A 25,139-nucleotide genomic window follows, 5' to 3' on the forward strand; every position below is an offset into this window, starting at 1 on the left:
CCTACAGGTTGCTGAAGTCCGGGCCCTTGGTGCGCGTCCGCTTGATCTCGTAGAAGCCCGGCACGGAGGCCACGGCGAGGGTGCCGTCCCAGAGCTTGGCGGCGTCCTCGCCCTTGGGTGCCGGTGTGACGACGGGGCCGAAGAAGGCGATCTGCTCGCCGTTGTCGCCGGGGACGGCGATGACCGGGGTGCCGACCTCCTGGCCGACCTTGTCGATGCCCTCCTTGTGGGAGATGCGCAGCTCCGTGTCGTAGGTGTCCTTGTCGGCGTATTCGATCAGGTCGGCGGGCAGGTCCGCGTCGGCGAGGGCCGCGGCGATACTGTCGCGGTTCACGCCGAGGCCCTGGTTGTGGAAACGGGTGCCGAGCGCCGTGTAGAGCCGGCCGACGACCTCGTCGCCGTGGAGCTGCTGGGCCGCGATGGCCACCCGGACCGGGCCCCAGGTCTTCCCGCCGGGCCGCATGTTCGCGGCGTAATCCTCCGGCAGATCATCCAGTTTGTCCTCATTGAGCACCGCGAGGCTCATCACATGCCAACGGACCTCGATGTCGCGGACCTTCTCCACCTCGAGGACCCAGCGTGAGGTCATCCAGGCCCAGGGGCACACCGGGTCGAACCAGAAGTCGACGGGGGTCTTGTCCGACATGTCTCTCCTCGGGGGCAAGCAGGTCTCGGCTGAACCTCTGGGGAACACCGCTGCTCGCCCGGCCATTCCCCGGTGCCGCCGGACAGGGGCACATGGCAGGATCGGGCTGTCCGCATACTGAACGCCACCCCAGGGAGTGCCACCCGTGCCCGGAGAGAATCTGTCCCGCGACGAGGCCCGGGAGCGGGCCGCCCTGCTGTCCGTCGACGGGTACGACGTGTCCCTCGACGTCCGTTCCGCGCTCGGCGACGGGGACTCCGACAACGGCGGGGACTCCGACAAGGGCGGGCCGCGCACCTTCCGCTCGGTGACCACCCTCCGCTTCCGCTGCAACGAGCCCGGCGCGACGACCTTCGCGGACCTGATCGCGCCGAGCGTGACGGCCGTCTCCCTGAACGGCAAGGACCTCGACCCGAGCGAGGTCTTCGACGGCTCGCGGATCACCCTGGAGGACCTGGCCGCCGACAACGAGCTCGTCGTCGACGCCCAGTGTGCCTACTCCCGCACGGGCGAGGGCCTGCACCGCTTCGTCGACCCCGAGGACGGCGAGGTCTACCTCTACACGCAGTACGAGCCGGCCGACTCCCGCCGGGTCTTCGCCAACTTCGAACAGCCCGACCTCAAGGCGCCGTTCCGCTTCGAGGTGCGGGCGCCGGAGGGCTGGACGGTGTGGAGCAACGGCAGCGGCGAACTCGCCGACGGGCTCTGGAAGTTCGCGGAGACGAAGCCGATCTCGACGTACATCACCTGTGTCGTGGCGGGCCCGTACCACTACGTCACGGACTCCTACGAGCGCGCCCTCGCCGACGGATCCACGCTGCGGATCCCGCTCGGCGCGATGTGCCGCAAGGGCCTCGCGCCGCACTTCGACGCCGACGACGTCTTCCTGGTCACCAAGCAGGGTCTGGACTTCTTCCACGACCACTTCGACTATCCGTACCCCTTCGGCAAGTACGACCAGGCGTTCGTGCCCGAGTACAACCTGGGCGCGATGGAGAACCCGGGGATGGTGACCTTCCGGGAGGAGTACATCTTCCGCGGCAAGGTGACGCAGGCGTCGTACGAGGGCCGGGCGAACGTCATCCTGCACGAGATGGCGCACATGTGGTTCGGCGACCTGGTCACCATGGTGTGGTGGGACGACCTGTGGCTGAAGGAGTCCTTCGCGGACTTCATGGGCACGTTCGCAGGCGTCGGCGCGACCCGGTTCAAGAACGCCTGGATCACCTTCGCCAACCGCCGCAAGGCCTGGGCGTACCGGGCCGACCAGCTGCCCTCGACGCACCCGATCACGGCCGACATCCGCGATCTGCAGGACGCCAAGCTCAACTTCGACGGCATCACGTACGCCAAGGGCGCCTCGGTCCTCAAGCAGCTGGTGGCGTACGTCGGCCAGGACGCGTTCCTGGAGGGCGCGCGGCGCTACTTCAAGCGGCACGCGTACGGCAATACCCAGCTGGGGGACCTGCTGTCGGTGCTGGAGGAGACCAGCGGCCGGGACATGGGCGCGTGGGCGCGCTCCTGGCTGCAGACGGCGGGTGTGAACTCGCTGACCCCGCAGGTGCTGCTGGACGGCGAGGGCCGGGTGAGCGAGCTGGCGGTGGTGCAGGAGGCCGCCGAGTCGCACCCGGAGCTGCGTCCGCACCGGGTGGCGGTGGGCCTGTACCGGCGGGGCGCGGACGGGGCGCTGGAGCGGTACGCGCGGGCCGAGGTGGACGTGGACGGGCCGCGCACGATCGTGACGGAGCTGGCGGGCGCCGAGGCGCCGGAGCTGGTGCTGGTCAACGACGACGACCTGACGTTCTGCAAGACCCGGTTCGACGCCACCTCGCTGGCGACGCTGCGGGCCGCGCTCGGCGACATGACCGACCCGCTGGCGCGCGCCCTGTGCTGGTCGGCGCTGTGGAACATGACACGGGACGCGCTGCTGCCGGCGCGGGAGTTCATCGGCCTGGTGCTGAAGTTCGCGTACCGGGAGTCCGACATCGGCGTCCTGCAGATGCTGCACGCCTGGGCCGAGTCGGCGCTGACGCACTACGCGGCGCCCGAGTGGCGGAAGAAGGGCGCCGAGCTGCTGCGAGAGGGCACGGTGGTCCAGCTGTACGCCGCCGAGCACGGCAGCGAGCACCAGTTGGCGATGGCGCGGTTCTTCGCCCGGGTGACGGACGAGCCCGGCTTCGAGCTGCTGACGGGTCTGCTCGACGGTACGGCGACGGTCGACGGGCTCGACGTGGACCAGGAGCTGCGCTGGGTGCTGCTGGACACCCTGGCCACGTACGGCGTCGCAGGCGAGAAGGAGCTGGCGGCCGAACTGGCCCGGGACGACACGGCGTCCGGCAGACGGCACCAGGTGCGCTGCCTGGCCGCGCGGCCGTCCGAGGCGGTCAAGGCGCAGGCGTGGGCGCAGGTCGTCGAGTCGGACGCGCTGTCCAACGCGCTGGTGGAGGCGACCATCGCGGGCTTCGTCCGGCCGTCCCAGCGGGAGCTGCTGGCGCCGTACGCCGAGAAGTACTTCGCCGTGATCGAGCGGGTGTGGGCCGAGCGGTCCATCCAGATCGGCATGGACGTGGTCCGGGGCCTGTTCCCCGGGCTCCAGCAGTCGCAGGCCACCCTGGACGCGACGGACGCCTGGCTCTCGGCGCACGAGGACGCGGCTCCGGCGCTGCGCCGGCTGGTGCTTGAGGCGCGGGACGATCTGGCGCGGGCGCTGCGGGGGCAGGCGTGTGACGCGGGGGCAGGCGTGTGACGCGGCGGCGTCAACCATCCGAGACCTTTGGCCAACGGTCATGGCCTGCGTGACCGTTACGGAATTCAGGCAATAGCAGCCGTAACCCCTGGTCCCACCCGATTGGACCAGGGGTTTTCGGTGTGTACTCGGCATCCGAACACCCGTCCTTTAGTGCTGGGTTGTCCGTTTTTGTCGACGGCCCTGTAACAGCGGTTAGCGGGCCGATCAGGCACGGGAACCTCCGGGTCATGAACCACAACACCCCTCTGTCCCCCCGCCCCCTGCGTCACCTCTCCGAGATCCACCGCCGGGTCATGACGGCCGCTCAGCTGAAGTCGCACGGCGTCGCGCCCGCCGAGATCGGCGAGCAGTGCCGCCCCGGCGGCCCCTGGCAGCAGCTCCTCCCCGGTGTCGTCCTGCTCCACCCCGGCCCGCCCACCAGCGAGGAGCGGCTGCACGCGGTGCTGATGTACGCGTCGCGGGAGCGCTCGCCGGGTGTGCCGGCCCAGCCGGACGCGGGCGGCGACGGACACGCCGCCCCCGCCTACGCCGAAGTGATGATCACGGGCCTCGCCGCGCTGACCCTGCACGGCTTCTCGGCGACTCCCCCGCTCACCGCCCTGGACACCATCGACGTCCTGGTCCCCCGGATGCGCCGGCTGCGCTCCACGGGCTGCGCCCGCATCCTGCGCGCCCCGGCGCTGCCCACGCCCCGGCAGATCACCGGCCTGCCGGTGGCGCCGGTCCCGCGCGCCCTGGCCGACGCGGTCGCGGAACTGACGGACGCGAGCGCCGTACGCCGGCTGCTCACCGAGGCCGTGCGCGCCGGCCACTGCGAACCGGCCTCTGTGGTACGGGAGTTGAACCAGGCGAAGCTGCTCAGCCGTCCGCATGTGGTGGACGCGGTGGACTCCCTGCTCGCCGAGGGCCGCGCCATCGCCGAGGACCGGCTGTACGCCATGGTCCACGAGCACGGCCTGCCCGACCCGGTCTGGAACGTGGACCTGCGCCTGCCCGGCGGCCCCCACCTCGGCGGCCTCGACGCCTACTGGCCGGAGCAGGCGGTCGCGGTGGAACTGGACACCCGCGCGCCCCGCCAGGGCAAGCGCGAGGAGGACGACGACCTGTGGTCCGAGTACGCCCGCAAGCGCGAGACGTTGGAGCGCCTCGGCATCACGGTCGTCCACATCACCCCGAAGAAGCTCCGGGACGGGCTGGAGCAGCAGGCCGCGGTGGTCCGTACGGCCCTGATGGCGGCGGCCGACCGTGATCCCGCCGCGTACGTCGTGGTGCTGCCGAGGTAGTGACGGACCGCGAAGGCAGCATCAGGAGGGGAGAGGAGGGGCCGCCGGGGCCTGGTGCCGGCGGCCCCTCCTCGTGTGTCAGGTGAGGTCCGGGCCGTGCGGGGCCGTGCGCGCGGCCGCCTTGTCCGTGCCGCAGAACTCCGCCTCGATCACCGCGGCCGTGTCCCCCGACCAGTCGCCGTTGAGGTTGAAGGCGAGGGAGTGACGGCCGTCCTTGGTGGTGACCGCCTCCGATATCGAGCCGTGGATGCCGCCGCCGTGGCCCCAGACGGTGACGCCGCAGGACAGCTCGGACTTCATCAGGCCGAGGCCGTAGCCGTTGCGCTCGTCGACCGGGACGGTCGTGGTCATCTCGGCCAGCTGCTCGCGCGGGAGGAGCTTGCCGCGCAGGAGGGCGGTGTAGAAGCGGCCCAGGTCACGGGAGTCGGAGATCATCTCGCCGGCCGAGTGGGCGATCGACGGGTTGAGCTCCGTGACGTCGTACGTCGGACCCGTCGCCGTCTCGGCGAGCTTGGAGTAGGCCCGGCTGCTCGGGCGCGGCACCGTCACGCGCGTGCCCGGCACGGAGGTGCCGGTCAGGTGCAGGGGCTTGATGACACGGTCGCGGACCTCGGCACCGTAGGGGCGGCCCGTGGCCTTCTCGATCACCATGCCGGCCAGGACGTAGTTGGTGTTGGAGTAGCTCCAGGACGCCCCCGGCTCGAACTCGGGCTTGTGGGTCATGGCGACGGCGACCAGTTCCTCGGGCTTCTTGGTGTCGTAGCGGTGCTCGAAGAAGCCTTCCTTGAGGAAGTAGGTGTTGCCGAAGTCCTCGTCGGCGGTGTAGTTGAAGATGCCGCTGGTGTGGTTCAGGAGCCGGCGCAGCGAGACCTTGCTGCCGTCGTGGCCGTTGCCCCGCACCAGACCCGGCAGCCATTTCTCCACACTGTCGTCGAGCGACAGCCGGCCCTCGGCCTCCAACTGCAGCAGCACGGTGGCGACGAAGGTCTTGGTGATACTGCCGACCCGGTAGCGATCGTCGCCGGAACGCGGCTTCCCCGTCCTGAGATCGCCGACACCCGCCGTCGCCGACCAGGTGCCGTGGCCGTCCTTCGCGGTCAGCGTCACCCCGGGCACCCCGTCGGCGACCGCGGCCTCCATGGCCTTGCGGGTCGCACCATGGCCCGCTCCCGCTCCCCCTCCCGCTCCCGCGGCCAGGGCAGGCGCCGCGAGAGCCGCCGACAGCGCCACCGCCGTCACCGCCACGAGAACCGTGCGAGTGGTACGTACGCTCATGTCTCTCCCCCTGTTCGCTGCGCGCTCTCGTCGAGCGTGGTCGCGGGGAGAGACCGGGCGTCGGTTGCGAAGGTTGAGGCGTGACGGGACAGTTGAGCGTGATTCAGCCCTTCTTCAGGACGAGCTCCGTGTTGCGGTCCTTGCGTTCGCCGGCCAGCTTCGTGCTCGCGCCGGGGGCGTTGAGGGACAGCTCGCGGTAGAGGGCGGCCAGGCCCGTCTGGGAGAGGTCGGTGAAGCTCGTGCGGTGCGGGGCCGAGGACTCGATGAGGGTGGTGAACAGGGAGAGCGTGCCGTCCTTGTTGTCCACCACCTCGATGATGCGGGCGAGTTGGGGGAAGTCGACGTGGGAGGCGGTGGAGATCTCCCAGAAGGAGTGGCCGCCGGTGCCGGTGTGCGGGGTGATGACGTTCTTGTGGATGTGGCCGTTCACCCAGGCCAGGACGGACCGGTGGCTGCCGAGGAGCTTGAGCAGCTCGGCACCGCCGACGCGCCGCTCGCCGGGGCGGGCCGGGTCCCGGCGCAGGTTGTCCATCGTCTCGCTGGTGTGATGGCTGAAGACGATCGCGTACGAGTCCTTGTTGTCGCGCAGCGTCTTGTCCAGCCACTTGAACTGGGCCGCCCCGATGGACCCTTCGTAGTGGCCGCCCGGGTCGGTGGTGTCCAGGCTGATGCCGATGACGTCGTCGGCGATGCGGAAGCTGTAGTACTGGGTGCCGGCGGCGAGGTTGGCCGTCGAGTAGCCGTGGCCGACCGGGCCGTGGCCGCGCACGGCCGGGTCCAGGTGGGCCTGGATGTACTCCTTCGGCGTGAACGGCGCGCGGCGCTCGTCCGGGGTGACCGAGCGCATGGAGCGGGCGTGGGCCTTGAGGAAGTCCTTGAAGACGGTGCCCCTGGGGTCCTTGTCCTGCTTGAGGGAGTCCTGGAGCTTCTTGGCGTCCGCGGCCGAGACGTTCATGAGCTTCCTGCCGCCGACGGCGAGGTCGGTGAGGTAGGAGTCGGCGTGCGAGGCGTAGGTGCCGAGCGGCATCGCGTCGTGGTTGCCGACGGTCGAGTACCAGGGGATGTTCAGGCCGGGGCTGCGCATCTGGCTGATCGCGGCCGCGAGGTAGCCCTCGATGTGCGGGAAGCCGAGCTGCTTGTCGGCGTCGCGGACGCTGTCGTCGGCTTGCCAGTACTGCTTGAGGCCGCTGTTCTGGACGCCCTCGTAGTGCCGCGGGTCACCGGTGTTGGGGGTGACGCGGCCACCGCTCATCACCGTCAGGAACCACTCCAGCTCGGACTTGCAGTTGTTGTCCGTGTTGTCGCCGGTGGTCATGGCGAAGTGGAGCGGGGCGCCGGTGACGGGGGCGCCCCGCAGCGCGTTGATCCGCTCGACGAGCGCGACGGCACCGGGCACGGTCAGCGCCTCCTGCGGGCGCCAGGCGTGCACGTCGGTGGAGCGCAGGTATTCCAGGCGGAGCGGGTGCTGGGCGTCGATCAGGTGCAGGTCGGTGAGCTGCACGAAGGCGGCGAGCGCCGTACGGCGCCTCTCGCGGCCGGACTTCGCGGCGGCCACGTTCTCACGGACGACCCGCTTCCAGCCGGGCCCGTCGACGAGCCGGCGGTAGCCGCCGCTGCCCTGCGGCGTGGCGACGTTCGCGACGGTGGTGCCGCGGGTGTACGGCGCGAGGGCGACCGGCACCCTGCGGGAGGCGCCGACGGGGGCCTCCGCGGCGGCGGCGTCGGCCGGGGCGTGGGCGGTCGTGGCGGCCTCACTGTCCGTGGGCCGCAGGGCGTAGCCGACGCCCGCGGAGAGGGTCACCGCTCCGGTGGCGGCGAGCAGGGTACGGCGGTGGACCCCCAGCGCGGAGCTGGCGACAGAGCGTATGCGCGACATGGCGCGATCTCCCCGAGTGCGAACGCGTCGGCAGTGGTCGCGGGGCGGTCGCGGATGCGAACATCCCGCTCACTGTGGATCGTTGGCACCGGGAATGACCTGCGCATGAACATGACTGCAACGCGCAGCGCCGATCACCGTACGTCGATCTTGGACTACCTTCCGCGTCCACGACCGCTCCTCGAACGGCCGGGACGCGGTCACTCGGTGTTCATCTTTCGGGGTACGGAACCTAGTTCCCGGCGGCTCGGATCCGCCCCGCGGCGGGCCGCTCGCGCCACAGCGACAGTCCCTTGCCGACCATGCGGACACACCTCAGCTCCGGCACCCGGTCCATGGGATGCCAGGCCGCCATGTCCGTCGACCCGTTCGCCTCGTACCGCAGCTCGCCGCCGGTGATCCGCGCCTCGTAGACGAGCCGTACGCCGTGGTGGTCGACCTCTCGGCCGTAGCGGCCCGGGAGAGTGTGCCGGACGGAGTCCACGCCCAGCAGCCCGGTCGGCTCGACGAGGTAGCCGGTCTCCTCCTCCACCTCCCGCACGACCGTGTCGTAGGGATCCTCGCCGTGTTCCATGCCACCGCCGGGCAGCACCCATTCGAAGCCGCCGCCGGGGGCCGGGGAACGGGCGAGGAGGAGTTGTCCGTCACGCACGCATATGGCGTAGGCCGCCACCCTCAAGTTCTTCCGCACACAGCGACGCTAGAGCACACCTATGCCCCGTATGCGGCGGATTTCCGCAATGCGGCCAGGGGGTTTTCCCCACCCCTCCATTTCGATTGGGTCAACTCTTCCCAAACATCCTTCCCTTGCGTCAGGCTGTGCGGTCGTCCGGGTTCACATACCGGACGCCTCAAGCTCCTTCATCTGCAAGGGATGCCCATGACGCTCACCCCCCAGCGCGATCCGAAGCCGGGCGCGAGACGCTCGGCCCGCATAGCCGTGGCCGTCGGTCTCGTCGCCGCGCTGTCCGCAGCCGGGCCGATACCCATGGCCATGGCAGACGACCCCGCGACCGCGGCCACGACCGACCCGAGCGTGAAGTCCGCGCACGACAAGCTCGGTTCGGACGACGCCGACCTGCTCGCCGAGGCCAAGGCCGACGGCGACAAGAACGTCACGATGATGGTCGCGACGGCGCCCGGCCGGACCGAGCAGGTCTCCGAGGAGCTGGACGCGGTCGGCTCTGTGGGCCGCACCTACGACAAGCTCGGCTACGTCCGGGCCACGGTCCCCACCGGCAAGGCCGACCAGGCCATCGCCGCCGCGGCGAAGCTCTCCTCGGTGCACGGCATCGACCTGCGCGAGGAGATACCCCTGGACGATCCGGCGGTGGACACGAAGAGGTCCACGGGCGGCGCGGCCTCCTACCCCGCCCCCGGCAAGAGGACCCCCGCCGAGAACCCGTACAACCCGTCCTTCGAGACGGGCGCCGTCGACTTCGTCGAGGACAACCCGAAGGCGGACGGCCGCGGCATCACCATCGGCATCCTCGACTCCGGCATCGACCTCGGCCACCCGGCGCTGCAGAAGACCACGACGGGCGAGCGGAAGATAGTCGACTGGGTCACCGCCACCGACCCGCTGATCGACAGCGACCGCACCTGGCGCCCGATGGTGACCTCCGTCTCCGGGCCCACCTTCACCTACGGCGGCAAGACCTGGACCGCGCCCGCCGGCACCTACCAGGTGAGCACCTTCCTGGAGTCGTACACCACGGGGGGCGACGCGGCGGGCGACGCCAACCGCGACGGCGACAAGACCGACTCCTGGGGCGTCCTGTACGACGCCGCGAACGGCACCGTCCGGGTCGACCTCAACAACAACTTCGACTTCGGTGACGACACCCCTATGAAGCCGTACAAGGACGGCTACCAGATCGGGTACTTCGGCACCGACGACCCGGCGACCGATGTCGCCGAGCGCCAGCCGTTCGTCGTGGAGATCCGCAAGGACGTCCCGATGGACCCGCTGGGCGGCGACTGGGTCGGCCAGAAGCGCGACTTCGTCAACATCGGCGTCATCGAGTCCGAGCACGGCACGCACGTCGCCGGCATCACCGCGGCGAACGGCCTGTTCGGCGGGAAGATGAACGGCGCGGCACCCGGCGCGAAGCTCGTCGCCTCCCGCGCCTGCACGTGGACCGGCGGCTGCACCAACGTCGCGCTCACCGAGGGCATGATCGACCTCGTCGTCAACCGTGGCGTCGACATCGTCAACATGTCGATCGGCGGTCTCCCGGCGCTGAACGACGGCAACAACGCCCGCGCCGAGCTGTACACGCGCCTCATCGACACCTACGGCGTCCAGCTGGTGATCTCCGCCGGCAACTCCGGCCCCGGTGCCAACACCATCGGCGACCCCGGCCTGGCGAGCAAGGTCATCTCGGTCGGCGCGACCGTCTCCAGGGAGACCTGGGCCGCCAACTACGGCTCGGTGGTCTCCAAGCCGTACGCGATGATGCCGTTCTCCTCGCGCGGCCCGCGTGAGGACGGCGGCTTCACCCCGACGCTCTCCGCGCCGGGCGCCGCGATCAACACCATCCAGACCTGGCTGCCGGGCGCCCCGGTCGCCGAGGCGGGCTACTCGCTGCCGGCCGGCTACGGCATGCTCCAGGGCACCTCGATGGCGTCCCCGCAGGCGGCGGGCGCGTCCGCGCTGCTGCTGAGCGCCGCCAAGGCCAAGGGCATCGACCTGACCCCGGCGAAGCTGCGCACCGCGCTGACCTCGACCGCCGACCACATCAAGGGTGTGCAGGCGTACGAGGAGGGTGCCGGCCTCATCAACATCGAGGACGCCTGGGACTCCATCCGTGACGGCGCCACCGCCCACGAGTACACGGTGAAGGCGCCGGTCGACACCGCGATCGACCAGTTCCTGAAGACGCCGGGCTTCGGCACGGGCGTCTACGACCGCGAGGGCGGCCTGAAGACAGGGCAGAAGAAGACGTACGACGTCACGATCACGCGTACGTCCGGCGCGGACCGGGCGATCCGGCACGAGCTGCACCTGGAGAACAACGCGGGTGACACGTTCCGTATCGTCGGCTCCGACGAGATCAGCCTCGGCCTGAACAAGCCGGTCACCGTCAAGGTCGCCGCGAAACCGGGCTCGGCGGGCATCAAGAGCGCGATCCTGGAGATCGACGACCCGCGTACCGAGGGCATCGACAAGCAGGTCCTCAACACGGTCGTGGTGTCGCAGCCGCTGAAGTACACGTCCTCCGCGTCCGGTTCGGTCCAGCGCAACAGCACCAAGTCGTACTTCGTGACCGTGCCCGAGGGCGCGAAGTCGCTGGAGGTCGCGATCGGCGGGCTGAAGGACAAGAGCCAGACCCGGTTCGTCGCCATCCACCCCTACGGCGTCCCGTCCGACAACACCGGCACGCCGTTCTGCTACAACAACTACCTCGACGGCAACGGCTGCAAGCCGGACGTGCGTGCCTACGCCGACCCGCAGCCGGGCGTCTGGGAGATCGAGGTCGAGTCGCGCCGTACGTCGCCGCTGCTCGACAACCCCTACAAGCTGGACGTCACCGTCCTCGGCGCGGCCTTCGACCCGGAGACCGTGACCGTCCCCGAGGCCAAGGTCGGCACGCCGGCCGCCGCCTCCTGGAAGGTGACCAACGCCTACGCGGCCATCGACGGCAAGGCGGCCGGCGGCCCGCTCGGCTCGTCGAAGACGGCGCGCCCGGACATCACCGAGGGCGTCACGCAGACCACCACGGTCGACGTGCCCGAGGGCGCCACGTCGCTGGACGTGTCCATCGGCAACGTCTCCGACGCGGCCGCCGACCTCGACCTGGTCGTCTACGACGCGGCCGGCACCGAGGTGGGCAGCTCCGCCGACGGTGACTCGGAGGAGTCGGTCTCGGTCGCGAACCCGGCCGCCGGTAAGTACAGCGTCGAGGTGACCGGCTACTCGGTGCCGGCCGGCTCGACGGCCTACGACTACCTGGACGTGTTCTTCTCCGCCGCGCTCGGCACCGTCACGGTGTCCGACGCGCCGGTGAAGCTCGGCACGGGCCAGTCGGCCACCATCGCCGGCAGCGTCACCGCTCAGGCGGCCGCTCCGGAGGGCCGTGAGTTCTTCGGCCAGGTCCGGCTGCTGAACGCGCGCGGCACGGTCGCGGGCGTCGGCAACGTGAAGATCGAGAAGGTCGTTCCGTAGTCAGTAGTCCGGAGTACGGCCATCGGGGGCGGGCGTCCGTGCGGGCGCCCGCCCCTCGCCGTTCAGCAGCCGGTCTCCCCCGCCTCGGGCAGCGCGGCGGTGATCCAGGCCCGTTCGGGGGCGATGTCCTGCTCGCCGACGGCCCAGAAGTCGGGCTCGCCGGCGCCCCGCGGGATGCCGATGAGCACCGGGTCGTCCGTGCGGAGACCGGGGACGACGTTCTCGTCGACCTCGAACGTCAGCTCCGGCGCGCCGCCCTTGTCCGGCTTGTAGTAGCGGGTCATGTGCAGGGTGACGCGCGACGACCGCGTTCCCGGGATCTGCTCGACGGCGGTGACCCGTCCCTCGGCCACCAGCCGGGAGCACGCGAGGTAGCGCGGGCTGCCGAAGTCGGTGCCGCCGGACTGCTGTGAGGGCGACGCGGCCTTGTCCGCGGCGCTCGCCCCCGCGTCGGAATGGGCGCCGGACCCGGTCTGGGTCAGCAGCCAGCCCATGCCCGCGAGCACGGACGCGGCGGCCGCCACGGCCAGCGAGCCGAGGGCGACGGAGAAGATCCGGCGCCGGGCCCGGGAGGGCTGTCGTACGGGAGCGGGCTCGGGCACCGGTGGCGGTGGCTCGGCGAGCGCGTGCCCGATGATGCCGAGCTGCTCGCGCAGCAGCGCCACGTCGGCCGCGGCGGAGCCGTGCTCGGCCATGAAGGCGGCGTCCGCCCGGTCCTCGTCGGACAGGGGTTCACCGGTGATCGCGGCCATCAGCGCGTCGGCGCCGCGGCCCTGGTTCTCGGCGGTCATGTCACACCACCTCGTCCTCGTGCAGGCGGGCGCGCAGGGCCCGTACCGCCGTGTGCAGCCGGCTCTTGACCGTGCCTTCCGGGATGCCGAGCTCCGCGGCGATGTCGCGTACCGGGAGGTCGCCGTAGAACCGCAGGACGAGGACCTGACGCTGGGTGTCGGGAAGCCCGTCCAGGCCCTGGGCCACGGCGAGGGAGAGCAGGCTGGTGTCCTCGCCTGAGGGGTGCTCGGTCTGGCGCAGGGAGGCGAGCCGTTCGCCGAGGCGTTCCTGGCGTTTCTTGGCCCGGTGCCAGTCCATGGCGAGGTTGGAGGCGACGACCGCCGCCCACGCCGAGACGTCCCGCGGCGCCTCGCGTCCGCTCGCGGCCCGTTCGAGCAGCCGCAGGCGTACCTGCTGTACCCCGTCCGGCAGGTCCGCCTGCGGCACCCCGCCGAGCGCGAGCACCGCTCGCACCCGACGCTCCTGGGCCGCGTCCAGGGGATCGGTGTGATCGTCCTCCTGGGCACGGCGGGCCTTTCTGCGCAGCACAAGCCACCCCCTCACCGCGTTTCCTCTACGACGCCGCAGCGCACGGAAACGTTCGGCGCGACCGCCGGGAGTTTTTCCGAGGCGTACGTCACACCGCCGCGCGAGCGCAGCACAGCTTGCGGCACGAGCGCTCCATGGGGCGAATTTATGCAGCTCAGCAGGGGTGCGGACGGGAGTTCCGGAACCATCCGGCCGGTCGGGGTGTCCCTGTCCGGGGGTATGAAGCGCAAAGAATTGGACAGGCGGACCTGGGTCGGCCGCATGATGGAAAGGCCGCAGACATGCAAGAACGCCCAGAAGGAGTCACCGTGAGGGTCGGAATCGTCGGAGCCACCGGTCAGGTCGGCACGGTCATGCGCAGGATCCTCAAGGAGCGCGACTTCCCGGTCACCGAGCTGCGCCTGTTCGCCTCGGCCCGTTCGGCGGGCACGGTCCTTGACGGCGTGACGGTGGAGGACGCGGCGACCGCCGACTACTCCGGCCTCGACATCGTGCTGTTCTCCGCGGGCGGCTCGACGTCGAAGGCGCTGGCGCCGAAGGTGGCCGCCCAGGGCCCCGTGGTGATCGACAACTCCTCCGCGTGGCGCCGCGACCCCGAGGTCCCGCTGGTCGTCTCCGAGGTGAACCCGCACGCGATCGCCGACCGACCCAAGGGCATCATCGCCAACCCGAACTGCACCACGATGGCCGCGATGCCGGTGCTGAAGCCGCTGCACGCCGAGGCCGGCCTCGAAGCGCTGGTCGTCGCCACCTACCAGGCGGTGTCGGGCTCCGGTCTCGCGGGTGTGGACGAGCTGTTCGAGCAGGTCAAGAAGGTCGGCGACGACGCGCCCAAGCTGACCCACGACGGCTCGGCCGCGGAGTTCCCCGCCCCGAACAAGTACGTCGCCCCGATCGCGTACAACGTGCTGCCGATGGCCGGCTCGATCGTCGACGACGGCCTGAACGAGACCGACGAGGAGCAGAAGCTCCGCCACGAGTCCCGCAAGATCCTGGAGATCCCCGGTCTGAAGGTCTCCGGCACCTGTGTCCGGGTCCCGGTCTTCTCCGGCCACTCCCTCCAGGTCAACGCCCGCTTCGCCCGCCCACTCAGCGTGGAGCGCGCCAAGGAACTGCTGGCCGGCGCCCCCGGCGTGGCCCTCAGCGACGTCCCGACCCCGCTCCAGGCGGCCGGCCAGGACCCGTCCTACGTGGGCCGTATCCGCACCGACGAGACGGTCGAGCACGGCATCGCGCTGTTCGTCTCCAACGACAACCTCCGCAAGGGTGCCGCGCTGAACGCGGTGCAGATCGCGGAGCTGGTGGCGGCCGAGCTGAAGGGCTGACGCCCGCACGCACACACGACAGGGGCGCCCACCTCACCGGTGGGCGCCCCTGTCGTGTTCAGCGGGCCCTGCGCACCTCGTACAGGAAGCACCCGTACTCCACGGCCCGTACATGCACCAGCGCCACCGCCGAGTCGGCGAACGCCTCGGTGAACGCCTCCTCGAAAGCGCCCGGCTCCACGAGCCGGCCGCCGAGGATGCGGCCGTCGGCCGAGTAGCGGCGCACCGTGCGGTGGGCGTTCGCGAAGGGCAGCCCGTCCCCGTCGGGTCCCCCGCACTCCTGGGCGTGGATGAACACGGGCCCCTGCTCGTCGTACGCCCCGGGATCGGCGCCCGTCCCGGCCGCCCAGCGGCGCAGCGGTGCGTACGAGACGAGGGCGATGCGCTCGCCGGGGGCGCTGCGGCGAAGGCAGCAGCGCAGGGGCGCGCCGCCCTCCTCGTCGGTCATGGGAACCGTGCGGCGCCCCGCGTCGTCGGCGGTGCGCAGTTCCTTCAGGGCCGTCGGATCGATGGGGTGTGCACTGCGGTTCGTCATACCCCCAGCCTCACGCGCGCGGCCCGAGCTCACCGGCGGTCAACGGACATCGCGTTCCGGTGAGGTCCCGTGGAAGGATGACGCAACCGACACATATCGAGGAGATGACCGCGTGCCTGGCACAAACCTGACTCGCGAAGAGGCGCAGCAGCGGGCGAAGCTGCTGACCGTTGACTCGTACGAGGTCGATCTCGACCTCTCCGGCGCGCAGGAGGGCGGCACCTACCGGTCCGTGACCACGGTGCGCTTCGACGTCGCGGAGAACCGCGCCGACTCCTTCATCGACCTCGTGGCTCCGACCGTCCACGAGGTGACCCTCAACGGTGACACGCTGGATGCGGCCGAGGTCTTCAAGGACTCCCGGATCGCCCTGCCCGGCCTGCTGGCGGGCCGCAACGTCCTGCGTGTGGTCGCCGACTGCGCGTATACCAACACCGGTGAGGGCCTGCACCGCTTCGTCGACCCCGTCGACCAGCAGGCGTACCTGTACACCCAGTTCGAGGTGCCCGACGCCCGGCGCGTCTTCGCCTCGTTCGAGCAGCCCGACCTGAAGGCCACCTTCCAGTTCACCGTGAAGGCGCCGGAGGGCTGGACGGTCATCTCCAACTCGCCCACTCCGGAGCCCAAGGACAACGTCTGGTCCTTCGAGCCGACGCCACGGATCTCGACGTACATCACCGCGCTCATCGTCGGCCCGTACCACTCCGTACACAGCGTGTACGAGAAGGACGGCCAGAGCGTCCCGCTGGGCATCTACTGCCGTCCGTCGCTGGCCGAGTTCCTGGACTCGGACGCCATCTTCGAGGTGACCCGGCAGGGCTTCGACTGGTTCCAGGAGAAGTTCGACTACGCGTACCCGTTCAAGAAGTACGACCAGCTGTTCGTGCCGGAGTTCAACGCGGGCGCGATGGAGAACGCGGGCGCGGTGACCATCCGCGACCAGTACGTGTTCCGCTCGAAGGTGACGGACGCGGCGTACCTGGGCCGCGCCGAGACCATCCTGCACGAGCTGGCCCACATGTGGTTCGGCGACCTGGTCACCATGGAGTGGTGGAACGACCTGTGGCTGAACGAGTCGTTCGCCACGTACACGTCCATCGCCTGCCAGGCGCACGCCCCGGGCACGCGCTGGCCGCAGGCGTGGACCACGTTCGCGAACCAGATGAAGACGTGGGCGTACCGCCAGGACCAGCTGCCGTCGACGCACCCGATCATGGCGGAGATCCGCGACCTGGACGACGTGCTCGTCAACTTCGACGGCATCACCTACGCCAAGGGCGCCTCGGTGCTCAAGCAGCTGGTGGCGTACGTCGGCCAGGACGAGTTCTTCAAGGGCGTGCAGGCGTACTTCAAGCGGCACGCGTTCGGCAACACACGCCTGACCGACCTGCTGGGCGCGCTGGAGGAGACCTCCGGCCGTGATCTGAAGACCTGGTCGAAGCTGTGGCTGCAGACGGCCGGCATCAACATCCTGCGCCCCGAGATCGAGACGGACGCCGACGGCGTCGTCACCTCCTTCGCGATCCGCCAGGAGGCCCCGGCCCTGCCGGCGGGCGCCCAGGGCGAGCCGACGCTGCGGCCGCACCGCATCGCGGTGGGCCTGTACAACCTGGACGAGACCTCCGGCAAGCTGCTGCGCGACGAGCGCGTCGAGCTGGACGTCGACGGTGAACTGACCGCCGTGCAGCAGCTGGTGGGCACCCGCCGCCCGGACGTCATCCTGCTCAACGACGACGACCTGTCGTACGCGAAGGTCCGCCTGGACGAGGCGTCCCTCGCGTTCGTCACCGAGCACCTGGGCGACTTCGAGGCGTCGCTGCCGCGGGCCCTGTGCTGGGCGTCGTCCTGGGACATGACGCGGGACGCCGAACTCGCCACCCGCGACTACCTCTCGCTGGTGCTGTCGGGCATCGGCAAGGAGTCCGACATCGGTGTCGTGCAGTCGCTCCAGCGGCAGGTGAAGCTGGCGATCGAGCTGTACGCGGCCCCTGCCGCCCGCGAGGCCCTGCTGACCCGCTGGACCGACGCCACGCTGGCGCATCTGAGGGCGGCCGAGCCGGGCGGCGACCACCAGCTGGCGTGGGCGCGCGCGTTCGCCGCGGCGGCCCGTACGCCGGAGCAGCTCGACCTGCTGGAGGGCCTGCTCGACGGCTCCCAGGCGATCGAGGGCCTGGCCGTCGACACGGAGCTGCGCTGGGCATTCGTGCAGCGTCTGGCGGCGGTGGGCCGCTTCGACGAGACGGAGGTCGCCGGCGAGTACGAGCGGGACAAGACCGCGGCCGGTGAGCGGCACGCGGCCACGGCCCGGGCCGGCCGCCCGACCGCCGAGGCCAAGGCCGAGGCGTGGGCGTCGGTCATCGAGTCCGACAAGCTGCCGAACGCCGTCCAGGAGGCGGTGATCGGCGGCTTCGTCCAGACCGACCAGCGTGAGCTGCTCGCCGCCTACACCGACAAGTACTTCGAGGTGGTCAAGGGCGTCTGGGACTCCCGCTCGCACGAGATCGCCCAGCAGATCGCCGTCGGCCTGTACCCGGCGCTCCAGATCTCCGAGGAGACCCTGCGCAAGACGGACGCCTGGCTGTCGTCGGCGGAGCCGAACGCGGCCCTGCGCCGCCTGGTCTCGGAGTCCCGCGCGGGCGTCGAACGGGCGCTGCGGGCACAGGAGGCGGACGCGGCGGCGGAGTAGAAGCCGTAGGTGAGGGGGCGTCCGGTGCTACGGCATGGGGCGCCCCTCGTGCGTACGCGACGCCGTTTCCCGCAGCGCCGTCAGCACCCGCCCCACCGCGGGCGCGTCCTCCCCGCCCTTGCGTGCGGCCGCCACCACATGCCGGACGGGCCGCTGCTCGCCCAGCTCCCGCATCACGACCCCGTCCCGCGTCACCGCCGCCATCCGCGGTACCAGCGCCACGCCCATGCCCGCCTCCACCATCGCCAGGATCGCCGTCCACCCCGCCGCCGCATGCCCCTGACTTGGGCTGAAGCCGGCCGCCTCGCACGCCCCGCGTGTGATGTCCGACCAGGGGCCGCTGCCGCCGAAGATCCATTCCTCTCCGGCGAGGTCGGCCAGCCGCAGCCCTCGGGCGTGCGCCAAGTCGTGGCCGGCCGGGAGGGCGACGTCCAGGGGGTCCGCGAGCAGCTCCAGACGGGTGAAGCGGGCGTCCCCGACCGTCGGCGCCTGGGCGGCCAGGGACAGTGCGAGGTCCACCTCGCCCGCGGCCAGCAGTTCGTACGCCTCCGCGGCCTCGGCCTCCCGCACCCGTACGACCACCCCGGGCGCCGACTCCCTCAGCGCCCGCACGGCCGGTACGACCAGCGCGGGCACCGCCGTGGAGAAGGCGCCCACCCGCACCTCGCCGAGCTCGCCGTGCCGATGGGCGGCCAACTCCGCGTCCGCGCGCTCCAGTTGCTCGAACACCGCCTCGGCATGCCGAAGCACCAGCCGGGCCGCGTCCGTCAGCCGCACTCGCCGCCCCTGCGCCTCCAGCAGCGGCACCCCGATCTGTTTGGCGAGATTCGTCAGCTGCTGTGACACCGCCGACGGCGTCATCCGCAGCGCCTCGGCGGTCGCGGTGACGGTGCCGCGCTCCCGCAGCGTCCGCAGGATCTGCAGCTTCCGGATGTCCCACTCGACCATGGCGGCAACCTACGTCACCGGCGCCCCGCCGCCCCCAGGACGACCCCGCCCAGGATCAGGCCCATGCACAGCACCTGGGCCGCGCCGGTCGCCTCGCCGAGCAGTGCCCAGGACAGCAGGGCCACGCACACGGGCTGGAGGTAGTAGACGATTCCGGCACGGCTCGGGCCGACCAGCGCGACCGCCCGGTTCCAGGCGAAGAAGGCCACGGCGGAGGAGGCGACACCGACGTAGAGGATCGGCAGGACGGTGCCGGGCGTCGGGGCGAAGCCGCCCTGCAGCGCCAGGCTCACGCCCTGTGCGGGCAGCAGCAGGACCGTGCCGAACAGGAACGTGGTGAACAGAAAGGCGGTGCCGCCCAGTTCGGCCGGCTTGCGCCGCAACAGGCCGCTGTACGACCCGAAGCAGCACGCCGCCGCCACCATCCACAGGTCCCCCGCCGCAAACCGCGCCCCGCCCGCGCCGCCCCCGATCAGCAGTACGACACCCGCGCAGGCCACCAGCAGCCCCAGGATCCGGCGCCCGCCCAGTCGTACCCCCGCCGCCCGCTCGAACCCGGCCATCAGCACCGGCGAAGCAGCCATGATCATGCCCATGTTGGCGGCCGGGGTGGTCGAACCGGCCTGGTTGACCAGGGTGTTGTAGCCGGTGACGCCGAGGAGCGAGGCGAGCAGGACGAAACCGAGGTGCCGGCGGATCGCCGCCCGCTGCCGCCACGCCTGCCGCGCACCGAGCGGGGCCACCACGGCCAGGGCCACCAGCCACCTCCAGAACGCGTGCTGCACCGGCGGCACGCTGTCGGCCAGGGCGCGGGAGGTGACGAAGCTGCCGGACCAGACGACGGTGGCGACGGCAGCGAGGGCGATCCCGAGGGCGGGCACGGGCACGAAGGTCCTTTCGACGGACGGTGACGATGACGCGTCCACCGTCGCAGCGCGTCATCCGTCACGTCCATCGAAAGTTTTCGAGTATTCCTTTCAGGAGAACTGAAAGATCACTGAAAGGTCAGCGCCAGTGCCGCTTCCACTTCCCCGGCTTCCGCTTCGTCCGCGGCCCAGGCCACGTATCCGTCGGGGCGCACCAGCACGGTCGTACGGCGGTCGTCCGCCCAGCGCTCCACGGTCAGCCAGTCCTGCTGGTCACGGCCGTATGGCGTCTTCGGCGTCTTCGGCGTGATCAGTACGAACCGTCCGCCGCGCAGCGCTTCGTACAGGCGCCCGCTCTCCAGCGCCGCATCAGGGATGCGGGTGCCGACGAGGCGGTGGGCGCCGCGCGGGGCGGGGTACTTGTAGCCGATGCCCGAGATCTGGGCGAGGGCCTTCGTCCGGACGGGGCGGGCGGCGTTCGCGACCACGGAGACGAGGGCGCGTACCGCGCGCAGGGCCGGATGGTGCGCGCGGGCCAGCCGGACCAGCCCGCCGCTGCTGCGCAGCACCGCCTTGCCCACGGGGTGCCGCTCGGCCTCGTAGGTGTCCAGGAAGCCGTCGGACGCCCGGCCCTGCACGACCGCGGCGAGCTTCCAGCCGAGGTTGGCCGCGTCCTGGAGACCGGTGTTCATGCCCTGGCCGCCGGCCGGGGAGTGGATGTGCGCGGCGTCGCCGGCCAGGAGCACCCGGCCGACCCGGTACCGCGGCACCTGGCGCTCGTCGCTGTGGAAGCGGGACAGCCAGCGGGCGTCGTGCATGCCGTAGTCGGTGCCCAGGGCGCGCCGGGTGATCTCCCTGACCTCGTCGAGGTCGAGCGGGGCGTCGTCGGGGACCTCGTTCCTGCGGTTCCAGCCCATGACGCGGTACCAGCCGTCGCCGAAGGAGGCGATCATCGCGAAGGCGTCGCCGGCGCCGTTGACGGTGAGCACGCTGTCGGGCCGCTCGGCGAGCCGGACGTCCGCCAGGATCAGCGACTTGATGACCGCGACGCCGGGGAAGGGCAGGCCGAGCGCCTCGCGTACGGCGCTGCGGTGGCCGTCCGTGCCGACGACGTAGGCCGCGCGGTGGGTGACGACCGTGCCGTCGGCGCCGCGGACGTCGAGGTCGGCTCCGTCGGCGTCCTGCCGCAACCCCACGACCTCGCTCTCGTACCGGAACTCCACGCCGAGCTCGCGCGCCCGCCGCTCCAGCAGCCGCTCCACCTCGTACTGCGGGGTGATGAGCAGGAACGGGAAGCGGGACGGCAGCGTGCCCAGGTCGAGCGAGAGCCGGCGGAAGAGACGCAGCCCGGTGATGGTGCTGCCGGTGGCGATCAGCTCGTCGGCGAGGCCGCGAGCATCGAGCTGCTCCAGGGTGCGGGCGTGCACGCCGAAGGCCCGGGAGAGGTTGCTGATCTTGCGGGGGCGCCGCTCCACGAGGGTGACGGGGACTCCGGCGGCGGCGAGGTCACCGGCCAGGAGCAGGCCGGTGGGGCCGGAGCCGACGACGATCACGGGGTGCGGGGAGCTGGTGCCGGTCATGGTGGCCTCCAGAATGCCAACGTTCGTTGCCAACGGTCGTTTGCCAACATTTGTTGGTCAACGCTTGTTGGCGACATTAGGAGGGCACGCCAATGCTGTCAACACTTGTTGGCCTACATGTGTTGACCTACGGTTGTGGGCATGAACCAGAGCAGTTCCACGCCCCCCGCCCCACCTCGCCGTTCCGACGCCACCCGCACGGCGATCCTGGATGCGGCCCGCGAGCGCTTCGCGGCCGACGGGTACGAGCGCGCCACCATCCGCGCCATCGCCAAGCACGCGCACATCGATCCGTCGATGGTGATGCGCTACTACGGCAACAAGGAGGGCCTCTTCGCGGCGGCCATGGCCATCGACCTGAAGCTGCCGGAGCCGGGGTCACTGAGCCGGGAGGATGTCGGCCGGGCGCTCGTGACGCACTTCCTGGGCATGTGGGAGGAGAACGAGGTGCTCACGGCACTGCTCCGGGTGGGCGCGACCAACCAGGCCGGCGCCGAGCGCATGCAGGGCATCTTCGCGGACCAGCTGCTGCCGCTCGCCCGCCGGGTGTGCCCCGACCCCGAGCAGGCCCCGGCGCGGGCCGCGCTGGCGTCGTCCCAGCTGCTCGGGCTGGCCCTCACGCGCTACGTGCTGCGTTTTCCGCCGGCCGTCGCGCTGGCCCCCGAGGAGCTCGTGGCCTGGCTGGCACCCACGGTGCAGCGGTATCTGACCGCGCCGCATCCCGCGTAGGACGGCCGGACGGGGGAACGCGTCGAGGGCGCCGGCCTCGTCGTGCATACGGCGGATGCGCGTACGTACGACGGGGCCGACGCCCTCGACGGAAGCAGGGATCGGGCGAGAACGCCCAGATCGAGCCTTCGCCCGGCCTTGTCAGACCGTCACTCGGTCAGGTCCTCACCCTGCCGGGCCTTTGCTCTGCCGGGCCTTCGCTCGGTCAGGCCTTCGCCTTGGCCTTGGCCTTCGGCTGACGGTCCGTGGAGCGGTCCAGGACCATCACGAGGCCCACGATGACCAAGAAGATCACGGTCGGGGCAATGACGAACTGGGCCAGCGTCTCCATGACGGTCAGGCCCTGCCCGGGGTCGTCGCCGTCGTCACGCGCGAGCGCGAGCGCGGGGGACGACATCAGCAGCATCATCAGCGTCGTACCGGCAGCCAGGGCGCCGGCGCGCAGGGCGTTCTTCTTGTCCACGGGGCCAAAAGTATCGAACGACGGGAAGGCCCGCGCGCCCGGGGTGCCGTATGAGGCGACCTCGGCCCGATGCGAGCCGGCGCGCACCGGTGGCCGGGTCACCGGCGGCCGGGTCACCGGCGGCCGGGTCACCGGCGGCCGGGTCACCCCTGTCGCCCGACCCCGCCCCGCAGCACCTCGGCCAGGCCCCACACCCGGGCCGACGCCGCGAGCTCCTCCAGCGTCACCGGCCTGCCGTCCGCGTCGGCGATCGGCAGGCGCCAGTTCGGGTACTGGTCCCACGTCCCCGGCAGATTCTGCGGCCGGCGATCGCCAACGCCGTCGGGCAGCCAGACGCCGATCATCCGGGCCGGGGTGCGCAGCAGGAAGCGGTGGACGGCCTGGATCTCGGCCTCCTCCTCCGAGGCGCAGTGCGCGCCGTGCGCCCCCCGCAGCAGACCCAGCCGGGACAGCAGCTCCAGCCACTCCCCCGTGTCCGCCGCGGCCTCCGCCCGCTCCTGCTCCAACGGCCGGGTCAACAGGCCCAGGCTGTCGCGGAGTTCGACGTGCTCACCGGTGAGGCGGGCCGCGGTGGAGGGCAGGTCGTGGGTGGTGGCGGTGGCGAGGCAGTCGGCGCGCCAGGACTCCGGCGGCAACGGGCGTCCGTCACCGTCCCAGTCCCGCTCGAACCAGAGCACGGAGGTCCCGAGCACACCGCGCGAGCGCAGCGCCTCACGCACCCCCGGCTCGACCGTGCCGAGGTCCTCCCCTATGACCACCGCCCCGGCCCGCGCGGCTTCCAGCACCAGGATCGCGAGCATGGCCTCGGCGTCGTAGCGGACGTACGTCCCCTGCGTCGGCGCCTGCCCCTGCGGCACCCACCACAGCCGGAACAGCCCCATGACGTGGTCGATGCGCAGGGCGCCCGCATACCGGCACAGCGCCCGCAGCAGCTTGCGGTACGGCTCGTAGCCGGACTCGGCGAGCCGGTCCGGGCGCCAGGGCGGCAGCCCCCAGTCCTGGCCGCGCGCGTTGAAGGCGTCCGGTGGCGCGCCCACCGACATACCGGTGGCGAAGTACCGCTGCTGTGCCCAGGCGTCCGCGCCTGCGGGGTGCACCCCGACCGCGAGGTCGTGCACGATCCCGAGCGGCATCCCCGCCTCCCGGGCGGCCCGCTGGGCGGCGGTCAGCTGACCGTCCGTGAGCCAGGCGAGACGGCAGTGGAAGTCGACCCGGTCCATCAACTCGCCCCGCGCGCGGGCCGTTTCGGGCGACCGCGGATCCCGCAACCCCTCCGGCCAGCGATGCCAGTCCGAGCCGTGCACCTCGGCGAGCGCGCACCACGTGGCGTGGTCCTCCAGCGCTTCGCCCTCCCGGGCGAGGAAGTCGACGTACTCGGCCCGTCGGCCGGGCCCGAGCGGCACCTCGCGTACCAACTCAAGTGCCTCGCGCTTGGCCTCCCAGACGGCGTCCCGGTCGATCAGCGCGCCCTTCTCCAGCACCGCCTCGCGCAGCCGCCCGCCCCGCTCCAGCAGCGCCCGCACCCGCGCGTGGTCCTCGATGTACGCGAACTCGGGCACGTCCTCGACCCGCAGATGCACCGGGTCGGGGAAGCGGCGGGAGGACGGACGGTAGGGGGAGGGGTCGGTCGGGGTTCCGGGTACGGCCGCGTGCAGCGGGTTGACCTGGACGAATCCGGCGCCGAGCGCCCGCCCGGCCCAGCCGGCCAGTTCGGCGAGGTCACCGAGGTCGCCCATGCCCCAGGAGCGGCGCGAGAGCAGGGAGTAGAGCTGGACGAGGAGGCCGTAGGAACGTCCGGTGGGGGTGGGCAGTCGGGGCGGGGCGACGACGAGATGGCTGGTCGTCGTACGTCCGTCCGGTGTGGTCGCCGTCAGCCGGTGGACGCCGGGCGGGAGCCGGTCGGCGGTGGTCAGGGTCTCGCCCTGCTCGGTCTCGATGTGCAGCCGTGTGCCGGACGGCAGCGCGGCCAGCGCCTCGGGTCCGGCCCCGCTCCAGCTGACCACCGTCGGCGGCAGCAGCCGTTCGCGCAGCTCGTGCTCCCGCGCGGCGAGCGCGGCACCGACGGCGGCGGGTGTGCTCGCGTCCACGTCGAGGGCGGCCAGGGCGAGGGTGAGGGCGGTCGCGGTGGCCGTGATCGTGCGGTCCGCGGACGGCTCGTAGGAGGCGGCCACGCCGTGCAGCCCGGCGAGCCGCGTCAAGGCGTCGGAGGGAGGGTCCTCGGGGCTGTCGGGCCCTTCAGCACAGGTTTCGGCGGACCGCTGTGCTGTCATCTACGGCCTCGTGGAGTCCGGGTCCAGGTCCATACCGGTGTCCATACCCAGGTCCCAGGTGGCCGCCTCACTCGTCAGCGGCGCGGCGTCGGCGAGCGGGGGCTCGCTGGTGAGCGGCTCGGCGTCGGGGAGGGGTGGTTCGCTGGTCAGGGGGGTCTCGGCGCAGGCGCCCTCGGCGCTGAAGACGCAGTCGTGCATCTCGGGCTCGATGGGCGCCTCAGGTTTGGACTGGGCCGGGAGCAGAAGGTATGCCGATGCTGCGGCCACGGGGGCCTCCTCTTCGAGTGCGGCGTACGGGTTACCGCAGCCCTACCCAGCAGGCGCAGTGGCAGACGTACAGAGTGCAACAACGTGCCTCTCGTCACATTCTGTTCCGCCGCCGATGGCTTCCCGGGCCACTGCGGTCATCGCTCTCGGGCC

The 25,139-nt window shown here is 71.4% G+C and carries 19 protein-coding genes; 6 read left to right on the forward strand and 13 right to left on the reverse strand.

Features of this window, described 5'->3' with window-relative positions; all coding sequences use genetic code 11:
- Position 1: 1 nt before the first annotated feature.
- On the reverse strand, positions 2-646 hold the full coding sequence (locus ACFPQ9_RS25070) for a mycothiol-dependent nitroreductase Rv2466c family protein (RefSeq protein WP_380857360.1): 645 nt from the start codon (positions 644-646) through the stop codon (positions 2-4).
- A gap of 145 nt (positions 647-791) precedes the next feature.
- Between ACFPQ9_RS25070 and pepN (ACFPQ9_RS25075) the strand changes: the two genes are divergently transcribed.
- Both pepN (ACFPQ9_RS25075) and ACFPQ9_RS25080 read left to right on the forward strand, forming a co-directional pair.
- A complete protein-coding gene (gene pepN, locus ACFPQ9_RS25075; protein ID WP_380857363.1) occupies positions 792-3,392 on the forward strand; it encodes an aminopeptidase N in 2,601 nt (866 codons plus the stop codon).
- Between the two features lie 230 nt (positions 3,393-3,622).
- On the forward strand, positions 3,623-4,678 hold the full coding sequence (locus ACFPQ9_RS25080) for a hypothetical protein (RefSeq protein WP_380857365.1): 1,056 nt from the start codon (positions 3,623-3,625) through the stop codon (positions 4,676-4,678).
- A 78-nt stretch (positions 4,679-4,756) separates the two neighbouring features.
- Here the strand turns inward: ACFPQ9_RS25080 and ACFPQ9_RS25085 are convergent, their stop codons facing one another.
- The 3 genes from ACFPQ9_RS25085 to ACFPQ9_RS25095 all read right to left on the reverse strand — a co-directional run bounded on the left by ACFPQ9_RS25085 (position 4,757) and on the right by ACFPQ9_RS25095 (position 8,520).
- Complete coding sequence (locus tag ACFPQ9_RS25085; protein WP_380857368.1) at positions 4,757-5,953, reverse strand: serine hydrolase domain-containing protein; 1,197 nt, start codon at positions 5,951-5,953, stop codon at positions 4,757-4,759.
- 103 nt (positions 5,954-6,056) lie between these two features.
- Positions 6,057-7,829 (reverse strand): TIGR03767 family metallophosphoesterase, encoded by a 1,773-nt coding sequence (locus ACFPQ9_RS25090; protein ID WP_380857371.1) that lies wholly within the window; start codon positions 7,827-7,829, stop codon positions 6,057-6,059.
- A gap of 232 nt (positions 7,830-8,061) precedes the next feature.
- Entirely contained in the window at positions 8,062-8,520 is a 459-nt protein-coding gene (locus ACFPQ9_RS25095) for an NUDIX hydrolase (RefSeq protein WP_380857374.1), read from the reverse strand.
- Positions 8,521-8,709: 189 nt separating this feature from the next.
- Here ACFPQ9_RS25095 and ACFPQ9_RS25100 point away from each other — a divergent pair, with 189 nt between their 5' ends.
- Positions 8,710-11,997, forward strand: a complete 3,288-nt coding sequence (locus ACFPQ9_RS25100) for a S8 family serine peptidase (protein ID WP_380857377.1) — start codon at positions 8,710-8,712, stop codon at positions 11,995-11,997.
- 62 nt (positions 11,998-12,059) lie between these two features.
- Here the strand turns inward: ACFPQ9_RS25100 and ACFPQ9_RS25105 are convergent, their stop codons facing one another.
- Together ACFPQ9_RS25105 and ACFPQ9_RS25110 are read right to left on the reverse strand one after the other, a co-directional pair.
- Positions 12,060-12,788 (reverse strand): hypothetical protein, encoded by a 729-nt coding sequence (locus ACFPQ9_RS25105; protein ID WP_380857380.1) that lies wholly within the window; start codon positions 12,786-12,788, stop codon positions 12,060-12,062.
- Position 12,789: 1 nt separating this feature from the next.
- A complete protein-coding gene (locus ACFPQ9_RS25110) occupies positions 12,790-13,317 on the reverse strand; it encodes an RNA polymerase sigma factor (protein ID WP_380858659.1) in 528 nt (175 codons plus the stop codon).
- 308 nt (positions 13,318-13,625) lie between these two features.
- Between ACFPQ9_RS25110 and ACFPQ9_RS25115 the strand changes: the two genes are divergently transcribed.
- Entirely contained in the window at positions 13,626-14,642 is a 1,017-nt protein-coding gene (locus tag ACFPQ9_RS25115) for an aspartate-semialdehyde dehydrogenase (protein WP_380857383.1), read from the forward strand.
- Positions 14,643-14,700: 58 nt separating this feature from the next.
- Here ACFPQ9_RS25115 and ACFPQ9_RS25120 read toward each other — a convergent pair whose 3' ends face one another.
- A complete protein-coding gene (locus ACFPQ9_RS25120) occupies positions 14,701-15,177 on the reverse strand; it encodes a DUF1203 domain-containing protein (protein WP_380857386.1) in 477 nt (158 codons plus the stop codon).
- A gap of 112 nt (positions 15,178-15,289) precedes the next feature.
- On the opposite strand from ACFPQ9_RS25120, the gene pepN (ACFPQ9_RS25125) reads away from it, so the two are divergent.
- Complete coding sequence (pepN, locus tag ACFPQ9_RS25125) at positions 15,290-17,863, forward strand: aminopeptidase N (RefSeq protein WP_380857389.1); 2,574 nt, start codon at positions 15,290-15,292, stop codon at positions 17,861-17,863.
- 27 nt (positions 17,864-17,890) lie between these two features.
- Here pepN (ACFPQ9_RS25125) and ACFPQ9_RS25130 read toward each other — a convergent pair whose 3' ends face one another.
- From ACFPQ9_RS25130 to ACFPQ9_RS25140, 3 genes are all read right to left on the reverse strand, one after another.
- A complete protein-coding gene (locus ACFPQ9_RS25130; RefSeq protein WP_380857392.1) occupies positions 17,891-18,811 on the reverse strand; it encodes a LysR substrate-binding domain-containing protein in 921 nt (306 codons plus the stop codon).
- A 14-nt stretch (positions 18,812-18,825) separates the two neighbouring features.
- Positions 18,826-19,737 carry a DMT family transporter gene (locus tag ACFPQ9_RS25135; protein ID WP_380857395.1) on the reverse strand — a complete coding sequence of 304 codons (912 nt, stop codon included), beginning with the start codon at positions 19,735-19,737 and terminating at the stop codon, positions 18,826-18,828.
- A gap of 68 nt (positions 19,738-19,805) precedes the next feature.
- Entirely contained in the window at positions 19,806-21,257 is a 1,452-nt protein-coding gene (locus ACFPQ9_RS25140) for an FAD-dependent monooxygenase (protein ID WP_380857398.1), read from the reverse strand.
- 141 nt (positions 21,258-21,398) lie between these two features.
- Between ACFPQ9_RS25140 and ACFPQ9_RS25145 the strand changes: the two genes are divergently transcribed.
- The gene (locus ACFPQ9_RS25145; protein ID WP_380857401.1) at positions 21,399-21,986 is read left to right on the forward strand and encodes a TetR/AcrR family transcriptional regulator; all 588 of its coding nucleotides are present in this window, start codon (positions 21,399-21,401) and stop codon (positions 21,984-21,986) included.
- A 205-nt stretch (positions 21,987-22,191) separates the two neighbouring features.
- On the opposite strand, the gene ACFPQ9_RS25150 is transcribed toward ACFPQ9_RS25145, so the two are convergent.
- From ACFPQ9_RS25150 to ACFPQ9_RS25160, 3 genes are all read right to left on the reverse strand, one after another.
- The gene (locus ACFPQ9_RS25150; RefSeq protein WP_380857404.1) at positions 22,192-22,449 is read right to left on the reverse strand and encodes a hypothetical protein; all 258 of its coding nucleotides are present in this window, start codon (positions 22,447-22,449) and stop codon (positions 22,192-22,194) included.
- A gap of 143 nt (positions 22,450-22,592) precedes the next feature.
- Positions 22,593-24,719, reverse strand: coding sequence for a 4-alpha-glucanotransferase (malQ, locus tag ACFPQ9_RS25155; protein ID WP_380857407.1), 2,127 nt, complete (start codon positions 24,717-24,719; stop codon positions 22,593-22,595).
- Positions 24,720-24,986, reverse strand: coding sequence for a hypothetical protein (locus ACFPQ9_RS25160; RefSeq protein ID WP_380857410.1), 267 nt, complete (start codon positions 24,984-24,986; stop codon positions 24,720-24,722). It lies immediately after the preceding gene.
- Positions 24,987-25,139 lie beyond the last annotated feature (153 nt).

The sequence above is a fragment of the Streptomyces coerulescens genome (assembly GCF_042657965.1).
Lineage (GTDB): Bacteria > Actinomycetota > Actinomycetes > Streptomycetales > Streptomycetaceae > Streptomyces > Streptomyces coerulescens.

Coding starts and splice junctions, on each gene's coding strand:
- ACFPQ9_RS25090 (WP_380857371.1), bottom strand. CDS start 7,829: ATGTCGCGCATACGCTCTGTCGCCAGCTCCGCGCTGGGGGTCCACCGC.
- ACFPQ9_RS25130 (WP_380857392.1), bottom strand. CDS start 18,811: ATGGTCGAGTGGGACATCCGGAAGCTGCAGATCCTGCGGACGCTGCGG.
- ACFPQ9_RS25080 (WP_380857365.1), top strand. CDS start 3,623: ATGAACCACAACACCCCTCTGTCCCCCCGCCCCCTGCGTCACCTCTCC.
- ACFPQ9_RS25120 (WP_380857386.1), bottom strand. CDS start 15,177: ATGACGAACCGCAGTGCACACCCCATCGATCCGACGGCCCTGAAGGAA.
- malQ (WP_380857407.1), bottom strand. CDS start 24,719: ATGACAGCACAGCGGTCCGCCGAAACCTGTGCTGAAGGGCCCGACAGC.
- ACFPQ9_RS25100 (WP_380857377.1), top strand. CDS start 8,710: ATGACGCTCACCCCCCAGCGCGATCCGAAGCCGGGCGCGAGACGCTCG.
- ACFPQ9_RS25105 (WP_380857380.1), bottom strand. CDS start 12,788: ATGACCGCCGAGAACCAGGGCCGCGGCGCCGACGCGCTGATGGCCGCG.
- ACFPQ9_RS25145 (WP_380857401.1), top strand. CDS start 21,399: ATGAACCAGAGCAGTTCCACGCCCCCCGCCCCACCTCGCCGTTCCGAC.
- ACFPQ9_RS25085 (WP_380857368.1), bottom strand. CDS start 5,953: ATGAGCGTACGTACCACTCGCACGGTTCTCGTGGCGGTGACGGCGGTG.
- ACFPQ9_RS25140 (WP_380857398.1), bottom strand. CDS start 21,257: ATGACCGGCACCAGCTCCCCGCACCCCGTGATCGTCGTCGGCTCCGGC.
- ACFPQ9_RS25070 (WP_380857360.1), bottom strand. CDS start 646: ATGTCGGACAAGACCCCCGTCGACTTCTGGTTCGACCCGGTGTGCCCC.